At 68.1% G+C, this 13,355-nt stretch carries 15 protein-coding genes; 3 read left to right on the top strand and 12 right to left on the bottom strand.

Annotation, left to right across the window (positions count from 1 at the left end):
- Window positions 1–16: 16 nt before the first annotated feature.
- From APZ21_RS31505 to APZ21_RS31495, 3 genes are all read left to right on the top strand, one after another.
- Window positions 17–682: a GNAT family N-acetyltransferase gene (locus APZ21_RS31505; protein WP_040713685.1), complete on the top strand. Its 666-nt coding sequence runs from the start codon at window positions 17–19 to the stop codon at window positions 680–682.
- 103 nt (window positions 683–785) lie between these two features.
- The gene (locus APZ21_RS31500; RefSeq protein WP_040713683.1) at window positions 786–1,454 is read left to right on the top strand and encodes a GNAT family N-acetyltransferase; all 669 of its coding nucleotides are present in this window, start codon (window positions 786–788) and stop codon (window positions 1,452–1,454) included.
- Window positions 1,451–2,995 (top strand): flavin-containing monooxygenase, encoded by a 1,545-nt coding sequence (locus tag APZ21_RS31495; RefSeq protein ID WP_082393609.1) that lies wholly within the window; start codon window positions 1,451–1,453, stop codon window positions 2,993–2,995. Before APZ21_RS31500 ends, APZ21_RS31495 begins: the two co-directional genes overlap by 4 nt.
- Window positions 2,996–3,228: 233 nt before the next feature.
- On the opposite strand, the gene APZ21_RS31490 is transcribed toward APZ21_RS31495, so the two are convergent.
- The 12 genes from APZ21_RS31490 to APZ21_RS31445 form a co-directional block, all read right to left on the bottom strand.
- A complete protein-coding gene (locus APZ21_RS31490) occupies window positions 3,229–3,909 on the bottom strand; it encodes a hypothetical protein (RefSeq protein WP_156371433.1) in 681 nt (226 codons plus the stop codon).
- Between the two features lie 344 nt (window positions 3,910–4,253).
- Window positions 4,254–5,984: a hypothetical protein gene (locus APZ21_RS31485; protein WP_156371432.1), complete on the bottom strand. Its 1,731-nt coding sequence runs from the start codon at window positions 5,982–5,984 to the stop codon at window positions 4,254–4,256.
- Between the two features lie 343 nt (window positions 5,985–6,327).
- On the bottom strand, window positions 6,328–7,158 hold the full coding sequence (locus APZ21_RS31480) for an SAM-dependent methyltransferase (RefSeq protein ID WP_275426237.1): 831 nt from the start codon (window positions 7,156–7,158) through the stop codon (window positions 6,328–6,330).
- A 13-nt stretch (window positions 7,159–7,171) separates the two neighbouring features.
- Window positions 7,172–7,321: a hypothetical protein gene (locus APZ21_RS34575; protein WP_156371431.1), complete on the bottom strand. Its 150-nt coding sequence runs from the start codon at window positions 7,319–7,321 to the stop codon at window positions 7,172–7,174.
- A gap of 3 nt (window positions 7,322–7,324) precedes the next feature.
- Entirely contained in the window at window positions 7,325–7,942 is a 618-nt protein-coding gene (locus APZ21_RS31475; RefSeq protein ID WP_040713676.1) for a TetR/AcrR family transcriptional regulator, read from the bottom strand.
- Entirely contained in the window at window positions 7,939–8,133 is a 195-nt protein-coding gene (locus APZ21_RS31470) for a cold shock domain-containing protein (RefSeq protein ID WP_040713673.1), read from the bottom strand. The genes APZ21_RS31475 and APZ21_RS31470 overlap by 4 nt, the downstream gene beginning before the upstream one ends.
- Before the next feature lie 39 nt (window positions 8,134–8,172).
- The gene (locus APZ21_RS34570) at window positions 8,173–8,355 is read right to left on the bottom strand and encodes a hypothetical protein (protein ID WP_156371430.1); all 183 of its coding nucleotides are present in this window, start codon (window positions 8,353–8,355) and stop codon (window positions 8,173–8,175) included.
- Between the two features lie 50 nt (window positions 8,356–8,405).
- Window positions 8,406–8,999, bottom strand: a complete 594-nt coding sequence (locus APZ21_RS31465) for a hypothetical protein (protein WP_063125125.1) — start codon at window positions 8,997–8,999, stop codon at window positions 8,406–8,408.
- The gene (locus tag APZ21_RS31460) at window positions 8,996–9,544 is read right to left on the bottom strand and encodes a hypothetical protein (RefSeq protein WP_156371429.1); all 549 of its coding nucleotides are present in this window, start codon (window positions 9,542–9,544) and stop codon (window positions 8,996–8,998) included. The genes APZ21_RS31465 and APZ21_RS31460 overlap by 4 nt, the downstream gene beginning before the upstream one ends.
- Entirely contained in the window at window positions 9,541–10,434 is an 894-nt protein-coding gene (locus tag APZ21_RS31455) for a hypothetical protein (protein WP_040713669.1), read from the bottom strand. The genes APZ21_RS31460 and APZ21_RS31455 overlap by 4 nt, the downstream gene beginning before the upstream one ends.
- A 484-nt stretch (window positions 10,435–10,918) precedes the next feature.
- Window positions 10,919–11,827, bottom strand: a complete 909-nt coding sequence (locus tag APZ21_RS31450) for a phosphotransferase (protein ID WP_051030280.1) — start codon at window positions 11,825–11,827, stop codon at window positions 10,919–10,921.
- Window positions 11,828–11,837: 10 nt separating this feature from the next.
- Complete coding sequence (locus tag APZ21_RS31445) at window positions 11,838–13,325, bottom strand: NsdA family TPR-like regulatory protein (RefSeq protein WP_156371428.1); 1,488 nt, start codon at window positions 13,323–13,325, stop codon at window positions 11,838–11,840.
- Window positions 13,326–13,355 lie beyond the last annotated feature (30 nt).

The following is a 13,355-nucleotide window of genomic DNA, read 5'->3' as shown; positions in this document are numbered from 1 at the left end:
GAAGAAGGACGACACCATGACCCACCACCACAGCGCCACCCTCGACACCGATCGAGGCGAACCCCGCATCGCCGTGCGCGAGATCGACAGCGAAGCCGAACTACACCAGTTTGTGCGCTGGGCCGCCATGAGCGGCGTCGGCGACCCGGACTTCCTCGTCGAGCAGCTACTCGGCTTCCATCAGGACGGACTACTCGGCAGCGGCCACACCAGCGCCCGCGCCACGCTGCGCCGCACCCTCGACACCCACGGCGTTCCTGCCGCTGCGGCCACCCGCACCAGTGCCTCGGTCGCCGTTGTCGACGGCGAGATCGCCGGCGGTGTCATCAGCGGGCCGACCATGTGGCTGCTGACCCGCGTCATCGCCAACAGCCCCGACCACCTACTGCTCGCACTCCTGCGCACCAGCGAGATCCAGGTCCTGGCCGTCGACGAACAACACCGGCGCACCGGCGCCGGAGCGGCCCTGGTCCGCAGTGCCATCCGCTCCTCGCGGGCACTCAAATCCCACGTGCTCTACGGCCAATTCCCCAACACCCCACCACTATCGACCTTCTATCGCAGCTGCGGACTCACCGTCCACACCCCCGGCGCGGCTATCGACTTCGACTCCCTCGCCGGACTCGAGCTGAGGATTTACACCTCCAGCGAAGACCGCTTCTTCACCCACAACCTCCGCTGAGGGCAGCACACGACGACGACGCGGTTGCCGGGCGCGCGAACCCCCGCCCGCAACCGCGCCCATCGGCCGCGCCTGCCGCAGAACACACCGAAGGACTGCCCCTATGTTCACCACCGATCGTTCGACCGCACCCGGGGTCGAAATACGCCACGCCGTCACCCGCAACGAAGTGAGCGATGTAGCCCGCTGGCGCCGCGAGGCCGGAAACCCGATGCCACGACAGGCCACACGCCACCTCCTCGGCATCCACGACGCCCGACTACTGTCCACCGGACTGACGCGAGGATTCGCGTCGACCGTCCTGCGGAGGCTACGCGCACCGGTCAGCATCCCGACCGTCGTCGCCGCACGAACGATGGCCCTGATCGCGTTCGTCGACGGAATACCGGTCGGTGGATTGACCGCGGGACCGTCGATGCCACTGTGCGTGCGCCTGGCCGATGCCGGACACGCCGCCGTGCTCCACGCGGCGCTGAGCACCGTCGAAGTCCACGGAATCGCCGTCGACGCGTTGTGGCAGCACTGCGGAATCGGCTCCACACTGCTGCGCCGAGCCGTCCAGATCTGCGAAGAATCCGACGTCCAGATCATTTACGCACACCTCGACCCCACCCAACCGATGCACAAGCGATTCGCACGACAGCATCGATGGCACATATCCGAACCGGGAACACCACTGGACCTACACCCGCACACCGACCTGCCCGCGCTCATCACCCCGCGAACCCCCGAGGGGTCGGTCTGCCATCTCACGATCGGCGATCGCCGATGACGAGACCGTTCGACACGGCGCGGCCGTCCACACACCGGCAACGATCCACCGAGAACCGAGCGCGGCTCCAGGTCGCGGTCATCGGCGCCGGATTCGGGGGGATCGGCATGGCCGCGGCACTGCGGCGAGCCGGTGTCACCCGGTTCGCGGTCTTCGAGCGATCCGGCGACGTCGGGGGAGTGTGGCGCGACAACACCTATCCCGGATGCACTTGCGATGTCCCGGCCCACCTGTACTCGCTGCCGATCGCGCCCTACCGAGATCGCCGCATCCGCTACCCCGATCAACGCGCGACCCTGAACTACCTGCACCGCATCGTCGCCCAGGAAGGACTCGCCCCGCACCTGCGGTCCGGGACCGGGATCACGGCCGCCACCTATCTCGATGAGCGCGGCTGCTGGGAACTGGTCACCGACTCCGGACAGAGGATCCGGTCCGAAACCGTGGTCTTCGCGCTCGGCCAACTCCACCGCCCCCACGTCCCCGCCCTGCCCGGACACACGCAATTCGGCGGCACCACCTTCCACACCGCGCGCTGGAACCACGACCACCCCCTGTCCGGGCGGACCGTCGCGGTCATCGGCACCGGCTCGAGCGCCGCCCAGATCCTGCCCCACCTCGCCGACACCGCCACCCGGGTCCGCGTCTTCCAACGCACACCGCAGTGGGTACTGCCCAAACCCAGCCCGGCGTTCGGGCCGATCACCACCGGGCTGCTGGCCGTTCCGGGCGCACACACTGCCTACCGTCGGCTGCTGCACCACAGCGCCGATCACCTGCTGGCCCCGATCATGCGCCGCGCCTGGCCAGCCCGCCCCGCCGAGGCGTTCGCGCGCCGTCACCTCCGACACCACATACCCGATCCGGTGATGCGCGCGAAACTGACACCGAACTATCCGATCGGCGGCAAACGGATCGTGTTCGACAACGGCTTCTACCCGAGCCTGGCTAGACCGAACGTCGAGCTGATCACCACACCGATCCACGAACTCGACACCCACGGACTGACCACCACCGACGGGGCACACCACGACGCCGACACGATCATCTACGCCACCGGCTTCCACGCCTCCCGATTCCTGGCCGAGGTCGCCGTGTCCGGACGCGAAGGCCGACTGCTGCACGAGCAGTGGGCCGAGGGGGCATCGGCCTTCTACGGCATGGCCTTGCCGGGGTTCCCGAACATGTTCCTGCTCGCCGGACCCAACACCTTCACCGCCGCGGGCAGCAACCCGGCGATGAAACAACTCCAGATCGACTACATCCTGGCCTGCCTGCGAATGCGGGACGAAACCGGTGCCACGGCAATAGAAGTCGACGCCGGTGTGATGTCGGCCTACCAGGAATGGCTGGACCGGGCCATCGAGAAGACGGTGTGGCCGCACAGCCCGCACAGCTGGTACAAACACACCAGCGGCGCGGTCACCAACCCCTGGCCCGCGACGGTGGGCCGCTATCGCACGATGTTGCGACGCAACCCGCCCATGCACTGCTTCACCTCGACTGCCCACCACGCCGCGGCGAGGGCATTCGCCGGGTGAACTCGCACTCCGCGCGAACCGAGTCGACGGGCTCGACACCGTCCGAGTGCCGCCGGGAAGGGGATCCGGCGGCACTCGGACGACGATCAGCGTGCGTGCCGACCTCCCGCGAACGATACGCCCACAGCACCCCTCACACCAGGCGTTCGAGAGCGGACCACAGCCGATCGGCCACCGGCAGACACTGCGTGTGTGCGATGCCCCTGGCGTAGCCGGTCTTTACGGCTGGCCGCCTACGGGGCACCTTCGACTGCGTGTTCGGTCTCGGCGGCTCCAGACCGTGACGGGGTAGTGGATGGATCGACTTCGCCGGTCAGCAGTGGCCGAACGATTCCGTCGAGTATTTGCTGCTCGCAATTGCCCATGCGGCGCTCGAGATTCATGGCACTCATCGGGTCGGATGCCTTGTCCGCCCACTCGGTGACATCGAGCCAACTGGTTACCGAATCGTCGGTCAGCTCGACGTGATCGCGAACGTCCTTTTCGGTCCAACCCGGCGGCGTCGTGAAGGCCAGCAGCGGGGTCAGTGCATCCGTTGCCGGAATTCGCTTCGATGAACCCTCGGGAACGAGCCAGCGCGGACTTGTGATCGGCGTTTTCAGGCCGAGCCTGATTCTGCCGATGTGCGGTGCCAAGGCGTGCCCACGTCGGTGCCGGTCGATGCGCGCGAGTTCCTCGATCCACCACAGGGCGTTGGAAAGGTGGTCGGGCTCGGCCTGGAAGGGTTGGACTCGTCTGAGCAGTTGAAAAGTTCGGTCCGAGAGGGCTTTCAGGTCGGAACGGTGCTGACTCTTGTCGTAGCCCGCAGCGTCGAGCTTGATGGGGAAGTAGATACGTCGCGCGTTCGGTGGCGGGTCCTGGTGGCTGTCGCGTACGGCGAGGTAATAGGCGGTGGCGTCGAGTGCCGCGCGCAATTCGTAGAGCCACTCCCCGAACAGGGTACTCAGCCGAATCGGCATCGGAATGACGGTGCGGACGCCGAATATCCACTCGCAGTCGGTCTGCCCAGGAACCGCAGTCAACGACCGTGGGTGTTCGCCGAGGTAGTCGGCCCACCGGCAACCGATTTCTTCGCGGATCTCAGCTGCCCGATGTACCCGGTCGTCACACAATTCGATGGTCCGCGCCGTGAGGGTGTCGGTCGTCATGCCCTTATTGTTGCCCGCGGCGCTCGCCTTGCCGTGCGAGAGGTTGCTACTGCGTAGTTCGTACAGCAGGGACGGCTTGACTTCGGTTGGCCGATGCCGCGACGGTGGGTCTAGCGGCGCACGCTCTGGATGACGGCGATGCTGTTCAGTGGCACGGTGACCGGTTCACGGCACGGACTGATCTCCAGGAGCACGGCGCTGTGGTCCGCGGTGATCCCGTGCAGGGCCGCGGAGAGATCGATCAGTCCCGCGCTCTGTTCGGTGAGGGGATGCTCGATCGCGGGGAGCAGGCCGAGCCGCGGATGGACTGTCGGGGGTTGCGCGGCGGCGATTTCGAGTCGGACCTGCACGTCGGTGGGGGTGTGGACGTTGCTGTGGGAGAAGGCCAACGCGAACAGTTCGAGATCATCGACCCCGGGGATGAATATCGAGCCGAGGTCGTTGAACGCCGCTCGTGCCTCCCAGGTGGTCCAGCTACCGTCCTGGCCGTGCAGGCGCGAGGGACGCGCGCGGCTGTTCAGGGCGAACGGGCGTGAGTGGTACCGGAACTGGGTGTCGTTGTGCGCGGTGACCAGGCGGCGGCGTTCGGTCTCGACACGCGAGGACGGTCGAGGTGAGTCAGCGAGGTCGAGCGGATGGACCACGACCCCGACTTCGCGCAGCAGCTGGCGAGCCGCCGTGGTGGGGTCGACCTCGCCGGTCAGGGATATGGAGCGGATGTGGGAGGAAATGGCGTGCGCCTGTTCGGCGGCATGGTCGGGCACCCGCAGCACCGCCACCGTGGTCCCGTCGCGGTCGTCGAAGTCGTAGGACACGCTGGTGCCGTACCGGTTTTCGATCGGCACGGGCGCCAGCAGGTGCGGATATTGGGTCAGGTAGGACAGTCGCGCGCGGGATTCGATGTGCAGTGGCCACCCGGGCACCAACAGGGCGCGTTCGGGCTCGGTGCTTTCGTCGCGGCGATGAACTCCGCGCAGCCCGTGCAGGGCCATTTCCGCCCGGTCCACCCAGGCGGTGACGGTCCGGTCCCGCAACCTGGCAAACATCCGATCCGCCCAGCTCTGCGGTGTATCGGCGGGATGGACCGACACCGTGGGATCGACCGGTAACCGGGGCAGGTCGGTCACCTGTGACAGGTGGTGGGCGACAAGCCGTGTGATGTCGGCGGTGATCGTGGCGGGATCGTCGCGGCCCTGCCGGTGCGCGGCGAGCCAGAGACCAGCGACCGAGGTCCACGCGTCGAAGGACCGATCGGGCCGGCCGTAGACCCTGAAACCGGAATAGGTGGTCCCGGTGATGGCGGCGAGCAATTCGCTTTCCGCGCGGGCCGGGGAGTCGGTGTCCACGATGTCGATCGCTCGATCGAGCAGTCCGTCCTCGGCGTCGGAGCCGAGCCGGGTGGCCAACTGCGCGAGCAACTCCTCGTGTCGGCGCGAGTAGTCCAGGGCCGCGCTGTTGATGGCCGCGATCGTGCGCGAATAGCCCCGAACACCCCGGATCTGGTCGAGCGATTCCGCTATCGACGCCGTCGAGATCGGGCATCCGGCACGCCATCGTGCGTAATCGAGCCACACGAAGGTGGCCTCGGGATCGGCCAGCGCGTGGGTGAACGCGTCGAGGTGTCGGCGCATCGCGCTCAGTTCAGCGACGGCTCGGAGCGTGGCCGCGTGGTTCGGGTCGACAGATCTGGCGGCGTTGCCGCAGTTGCGGCACACCTGGTCCCACCGGATCCCCAGCAACGGGATCTGCTGGAGGGTGCCCTCGCGCCCGTACTGACAGCCGTTGCGGGCATGCCACTTACCCGACCTCGCCGCGACCAACTCGACGGTGGCATCATCCACCGCGGCGGGGATCGGAATCTTGTGACGGTCGAAGTCCTCACGATCGAGAACCTCGGAAGGGAGCGTGACCGGCCTCATCGGCCGCCATCGGGACTCGTTCGCGCGGCCGATCGATATCGCATCGCAGAAGGATTCGCCGGGAACGGGTGCGCCACCCAGCGAAGCTTATCGGGTCACCCAGTACAGCGGATCATCAGGAGTAGTCGCGAACTGATCGGACCCCCGGCCGTCTGGCCGACGACCGCCGAGCGAGCACGCCGACACCAGTGCGCGGCAGTCGGTCCGCGATCACCACTGTCGGGCAGCCTCGGCCGAGCCGCCCAGGGCGAGCCGTTGCGTGGAGTCACGTTTTGCGGGCGAGGCCGGTGAGCAGGAGCTGACCGGCTGGGGTGCGGAATCTGGCATGCGCGTCGGCGTGGGGTGTGCGCAGGCCGGGGGCGAGGATCGCGAGGTCGGCGAAGTAGCTGTGGATCTGTTCGCGGGTGCGGAACCAGCCGCACCCGAGGATGTCCAGGAAGCTGGCTTGGGCGGTTTCGGCCAGGTGTGCGGTGTCGCTGTCGGTGCCGGGCCGGTGGTAGTGGCTGATGGCCAGATACGAGGCGGGGGCAAGCAGGTCGGTGTAGGCGCGGGTGAGCGCGGCGATATCGACGTGTCGGTCATCGATATAGTGCAGGACTCCGGACAGCAGGACGGCGACCGGCCGGTCGAGGTCGAGGTGGCCGTGACGTTGGGCCAGTCGCAGGACCACATCGGGGTCGGTGAGGTCGGCGTGGATCACCGCGACGGCGCGGTCCTTGTAGTGGGCCACCGCGTGGCGCACGACCATGCTGTCGCGGTCGACGTAGACCACCCGATGATCGCGGTGGTGTTCGCCGAGAATGTGGTGCAGGTACGGCGGATACGGCAGGCCGGTACCGAGGTCGAGGAACTGGCGTACTCCGGCGGCGGCGAGATCGGCGACAACTCCGTGCAGCCAGTCCCGGTTCGTCTGCGCCAGCCGCGGGAAGCCGGGCAGGGCGGCGTCCAGGCGCGCGGCGGCATGGCGGTCGATCTCGTAGGCGTCCTTGCCGCCGAGGCAGGACGCGATCACGCGCGCCGCCGCAGGCCGGGTCTCATCGAAACCGTTACCTGCGCAGTACCCGTCTCGAGCCGACGCCGACGGTGTACCGGGCAACGGGACGGCGGGCTCAGTAATCGCGAACCGCCTCGAGTGCGGCCCGCACAACGGTGACGACGTCGGGATCGTCGTCGGTGGGAGCGGTGAAGGCGGGCTCGTCGCTGCGTGGGGTGCGGGCCGGGTGGTCGTGGTCGGTGTCGGATCGAGTGGGACGGCTCATGGGTCAGCTCTCCTGGGCCGGGGTGGTCGTGTCGGGAGACGGGCGGTCGGTGTCGCCGCGCAGGAGGATTTCGATCTGCGTTCGGACCCGCTGGTTGTCTGCGATGGTGTCATCGAGCGGGCAGACGGTGAATCCGACCAGGGTGGCGATCAGTGACGCGGCGGTGGTGGCGGGATCGTTCTCGGGAGCGGGTTCGATTGTCGTGGCGAGCAGTTCGGTCAGTGCGGTGTGGATGCGTTGTCTGCGGTCGACGTGCTGGTCGCGGTTCTCGGGACCTGTCGCGGCGAGTTCGAGTTCGAACCAGAGCCATCCGGGGTGGCTGATCACGGTGGCCGCCCACGCCGACAGCATCATGACCAGGTCACTGCGGTTGGTCGGGCGGGCAGCGTGGATGCGGTGTAGGGCGATCGCGGTCAGGGTTTCAGCGACTTCGTGGCCGAGCAGGTGTTTGTAGGGGTAGTGCTTGCCCAGCGGACCGGTGGTGTACCCGGCGGCAGCGGCGATCTCGGTGACGTGGGTCGCCGCGTAGCCGTGGGTGAGGAACAGTCGCCGCGCGGCCACCAGCAGACGTCGCCGGGTCCGTCGCTTGCTGTGCAGGCGGCCGGGCCTCGGGGCGTTCATCGGGGCCGGACGTTCTGCGCGAGAGGGCCTTTCGGGCTGTCGACGTGGTCGAAGGTGACCCGCTGATCGCGGAGTAACGCGTCGCGATTGTGGATGTCTGCTTGGCGGACGAGCAGATCCGGGCCGAGGTCGGAGGTGATGAACCCGAATCCCTTCTCGTGGTTGAACCATTTCACGGTCCCGAACGTCACGCTCTCACCTTCCTCTTCTTACCGGTTGGGTCGTCGCGGCTACTGGGTGTGGTGGTCGCCGAAGTGGGTGACCGCGTGGTGGGCGGCGGCGATACTGCGGCGTCGGGTGAGTGCGGTGACCGTGTCGAGCACGAAGCTGGCGACCAGCGCGTACATAAGGGCTTGCAGCAGCGTGCGCACGGTGGTGTGTAAGAGTGCGGGGATCCGGTGTAGAAGTCGCATGGCGCAGTACCTTTCGGGTGGGTGAGCAGAAATGCGGTGTGGGGGCGTGGTCAGTGCGGTGGGTCGGCCGGTTGCGGGATGCGGGCGGGCAGGTGGACGCGTCCGGCCGCGACGTCGGCGGCGAGCAGGTCGTAGACCACGGCTCGGCCGAACAGTGAGTGATGCGCCCGCGGACCGGGCTTGCTCGGGATGGTGGGATCGATCGCGGTGATCCAGCAGCGGCACAGTTGCGATATCTCGGTGCCGAGTCCGTCGCGGTGACTGGTCGCCGCGCGGTGCCCCGGCGGTGTGAGGGTGGCGGCGAGGTGGTCGTCGATGCGCTCGACCAATTGGCCGAGTCGGTGGTGGGCGCTGTGCAGAGAGTCGGTGAGCACGGTGATGTCGGCGCTGTCGGTGTGGCCGGGCGGCAGTCGCAGCAGCTGGCCGAATGCGGCGCGGTATTCGTGGTGGGCATCGAGCATCTGCACCGCGATATCGACCAGGGTGGGGAACGGGTAGTGGGCAGCGACGAATTCCGGTGCGTGCCAGGCGCGGAACAGCACGTGCGCGGACGGGATCTGTCCGAACCAGGACGAGTCGTTGCCGACGGCGCGTGGTGTCGGTGGGTCGGGGTGGTGCCCGGGTGCGGGGGGTGTGGGGTTCATCGCAGCTCCTGGATTGCTCGCCAGCCCAGCGGTAGTTGGACGCGGCGGGTGCGGATAGCGGTGACCAGATCGGCGTAGCCTCGGTGGGTTTGGGCCATCCGCAGCGCGGCGTCGTGGTGGTGCTCGGTGTTGGTGGTGTGGCGCAGGATCCATTGGGATCGGGCGAAGACCTCGGCGTAGTGGCTGATCACCTCGCCCAGAGGGTGGGTGTGGTGGTCGGCGTTGACCGGTCGTGGCAGGTGGAATATCGCCCACTCGTCGATCGCCGCCATGACCGCGTTCATCTGGTCGCGGGTGGCGATGTCGTCGTAATCGGCGGGACGCCGTTGCGGGGACACCGCCGCGCTGAGCAGGCTGGCGTGGATGTCGGCGAGCTCGCGCGCCCACCTGGTCAGTGGCGACGGGCCCTCGACATGGCGTCCGGCCACCGCGAGGTGGAGTTCACGAGCTTCGAGCAGGTTCTCGATCGGTGTGCCGCGATCACGCTGGCGGGCATGGTGTCGGGTCATCGACGGCTGGCCGCTGCCTGGCGTCGTGGTGCTCATCGCATCCTCGCCCCCGTCTGGCCGGTCGTGCTCACGCGGGCGGTGAGGGTGCAGCGGGTGATGGTGTGCGTGCCGCTGGGCAAGCGGCGCACCTGCTCGCACACGCCGACCAGATCGCGGGAGGGCTCATCGCTGCGTGGATACGGTTCGTCGAGTTCGACGGCCAGCGCGCCGGTCGCGGTGTCGACCAACGTGCGGATCACCGTGTCGGGGAGCGGGGTGGGTTCGAGCCACAGCGACCGTGGCGGGTGGTGGCGGTCGCCGATGAGGGCGACATAGACCGCGTCGACGCGTTCGATCGCCTCGGGCCACCCGTTGCGGGTCAGCGCTTCGACGGCGTCGAGTTGCGCTGCGGCCGGGATGGCCCCGACCCGGGACTCGACCACGACCTGTTCGCGGCCCGCGTCGTGGTCGGAGACCGCGTCGTGCTGGGGGAGCGGCCCTGGGACCGGAGCCGATCGATGCGGGGTTGCGTCGAGATAGTGCAGGGTGAGCGTGGGCAGGGCGGTGAGGTGCGACAGTGCCGCCCGTCCGGACGGGTCGAGGTCGGACAGGTGCAGTCGGGAGGGCACCAGCAACCGCAGGTCGGTGGCTTCCGGAATTCGGGACAGGATCGACCAGAGCAGATCGGCTCGCCGGTGGGGCGGTGCGAGGAGCCGGGTGAGGTCGATCCGTCGCCCTCGTGCCAGTGATTCGAGGCGGTTCAACACCGGCACGCTGTGGTCGATCTCGGTGAGCAGGTCACCGATCACGTTTTCGGCTGCGAGCGGTTCGAAGTACACCCGGCCGTCCCCGAACCCGTTGCGCGCGGCGAACTCGTGCACGGATCGATCGAAAGCGTCGGCGTCGTGTCTGGACAGCAGGTCCGAACGGGCGTAGCCAATCCACATTTCCTGTGACCCCTTTTCGCTTGTCCTCGAAGAGGCGAAGGGCGGTAGTGACCGATGACCCCCCAGCGGGCGACCCGAAGGTGTTCGGGCAGGCACGACGGGTGCCTGCGGGCTGCCGTGCGGTGGGGCTGTGCGGCTCCGGCAACAAGCGATCAGGGAAGGCGGTTGCGGGAACCTCGGGTTCGGCAGCGCGGAGGTGGCTGCCGCCGACGTGGCGTGTGTGACTTACCGTGTCGATGCGGTTCGGTGCCGACGTGGTGGGGCGCGGAGTGCGTCATCTGCTGTCATAGACAGAGTTAATCGCTGCCGGATGCTGGGCACCATGACATTGCACCGGGCACAATCGGGCACGTCCGCCGACGGTGACATGACAGATTCGGACACCCGGCCGTGATGAATCGGGTCGGATCCGTTGACGATTTGTTGCTGCGGTCGTCGTCCGGTCCCGCGGATCGGAGGGACTTTCAGCCGCTGCGCGCGGGAATCAGATGTAGAGATCCCAGGCGATGTCGTGCCGGGCTGTTCTGAGTGTGGCCAGGCGGTGGGCGTGCTGGGCGGCGACGGTGGGGCGGTGCTGGAGATCGGGCAGGACGCTGGTGACCATGATCAGTTCGCGGATACGGGACAGGATCGGCCACGCGGGATCGTCGCGGACCTCGCTGCCGTAGGCGTGGACGAAGTCGCGGTAGAAGTCGTGGCGACCGAACCGTGTCGCTCCGACGGCTTGGGGGACGAGATCGTAGGCGAGGGGACCGATCCCGGTCTCGTCGAGGTCGCAGAGCACCGTGTCGTCGTGTCGGTGCAGCAGGTTTCCGGTGTGGGGGTCGCCGTGGATGATGCCGGTCGGCAACTGGTCCTGGACGTGACGGAACGCCTGTTCGGCGCTGTCCCATTGCTCGCCCAGCCAGCGGGCGTCAGCGGGGGCCAGGACAGTGGTGTCGGCGTGGGCGAGGCGGTCGCGTGCGGTGGTGAACGGGTCCCAGGTCGGCAGGACGGCGTGGTCGGCCGAGTCGAGGTCGAGGGCGTGGAGTCGGTGCAGCGGCGATGCCAGATCGTCTGCGGTCCAGTCGGTTCGCCGGCCGAGTTCGTGCCAGAACGTCACCGTGTAGTCGCCGTCGACGGTCAGTGGTTGATCGGCGTCGAGCAAGGTCGCGATCGGGGCGTCGCGGGCGTGCAGCCAGCGGGCCATGGTGACCACGCGCTGTCCCCGCGACATCGCGACCGGGCCGGAGGCGACGCGCAGGACGACGCGTTCGCGGGGGAGCCGGTAGACGGCGTTGACGGTGTATTTGATCAGCTCGGCGCCGTGGGAGTTCAATCCGATTCGGGCGCAGGCCAGCTCGACGATGCGATGCAACTCGGCGGCGCGCTCGGCCGCGATATCGGTCGCCACACCCTCCAGCCTAGGCGCTCGTGGCACGGCCCATGGTCATGTGTGATGCGCGCGAGATCGCCACCTGGCTCGCTCTGACCGCGTGGGATAGGTCCCGGACGTCGCTGCGTGGTGTCGCGGTGGTGGCGGCGCGGAGCATGGTCTCCAGGCGTTCGGCGACTCGGGCGCTGGTGATCTGTTCGGACATCTCGACCGCGGTCGTGGCGAAGGACAGGCCGGAGTCGATCTCGCCGAGCCGGAAGCACGCGGTGGCGGCGGTGATGTTGTCGAACACGATGCTGCGGGCGGGCCGTCCCGGCGCGGCGGCGCGCAGGGACGCACGGGCGCTGTCGAGGGCGGCGAGACTGTAGCGGTCGGCGACCGGGTGGGGCGCGGTGGTGGCGTATTCGTTGTAGATCACGGCCTGGATGCCGGTGTATTCGCCCGGTGTGAAGAACACGCGAGTCCAGGGCGCGACGATATCGCCGACACGGCCCATTTCGTCTTCGGCGCATGTCAAGGCGAAGTGCATGCGGTTGCGGTCGCCGAGCATGGCGTGTGCCCATGCCTCGTTGGCGTATAGGCGAGCCGATTCGCCGCTGTCGGCGGCGTCGCGCGCGGGCAGTTGCCCGAGCTGGAACATGCGCAGCGCGGTGCGCGGGTCGCGTTCGATAACCTCGATGCGGCCCAGCACGTACAGGATGGACGCGGCCAGACTGTCCGCGCCGGCCCGCCGCGCGAAACTCAATGCCAGGGTGGCGAACTGGCGCGCGCGATACTGATCTCCCGCGTCGTGGAACGCCCAGCCGATCAATCGGGCCAGGTCGGCAGCAGCGACCAGAACCGCCTGATCGGCGGTCTCGTCGTGGCGTAGTGTCGCCAGATTCGGTATCGAACCCAGCAACGCGGTGGCCGAATCGGTGACCGCGGAGCCACCACGCTGTTGATCCAGAGACCGCAAATGCGCTGTGGCCGCCCGCACGCCACCGGCGTCGGCGGCCCGCCTGTCGCCGCGAATGCGATCCGGTGCCCCTGCCTGATCGAGTCGCGGGAGCCACGGGAGCAGCGCGGAGGAGGAGCCGACGACCGTAGCGGCGACGGCCTCCAGCAACGTCGCTTCAGGCGCGCGCCGCAGCGGCTCGGATACATCGGGCACACCCGGCCCGACGGACCGTGACACCGACGCCCGCACGGGCACGCCATCGGGAGCCGGTCGCGGGCGTGTCGATCTCGGGTCGTGGTGGGGGACAGGCGCGCCGATCGCGGCCAGCAGACGTCGATACACTGCGCTCGGGGTCCGGACGTCGCCGTCTTCCCACCGTGCGACATGACGCTCGGAACACGCGACGTTGACCCGCTCCTCGCGGGCGCGGGCGTTGATGCGCTCGGCGAAATCCTTGCGGCTTATCTGGAGGTGATCGAGCCGAAACGATCGCAGGCGGACACCCCAGGATCGCTGGCTCGGCTCAGCGCCGACGGTGAACTCGGCGGTGGGTTCGCGCAACGTCGTCGGCTCCACCGGTTACCCCTTTACCTCTGGACACCACCT

The sequence above is a fragment of the Nocardia arizonensis genome (genome assembly GCF_001310275.1).
In the GTDB taxonomy this organism is placed as follows: domain Bacteria; phylum Actinomycetota; class Actinomycetes; order Mycobacteriales; family Mycobacteriaceae; genus Nocardia; species Nocardia arizonensis.
This window is presented reverse-complemented; position numbering and strand designations above follow the sequence as displayed.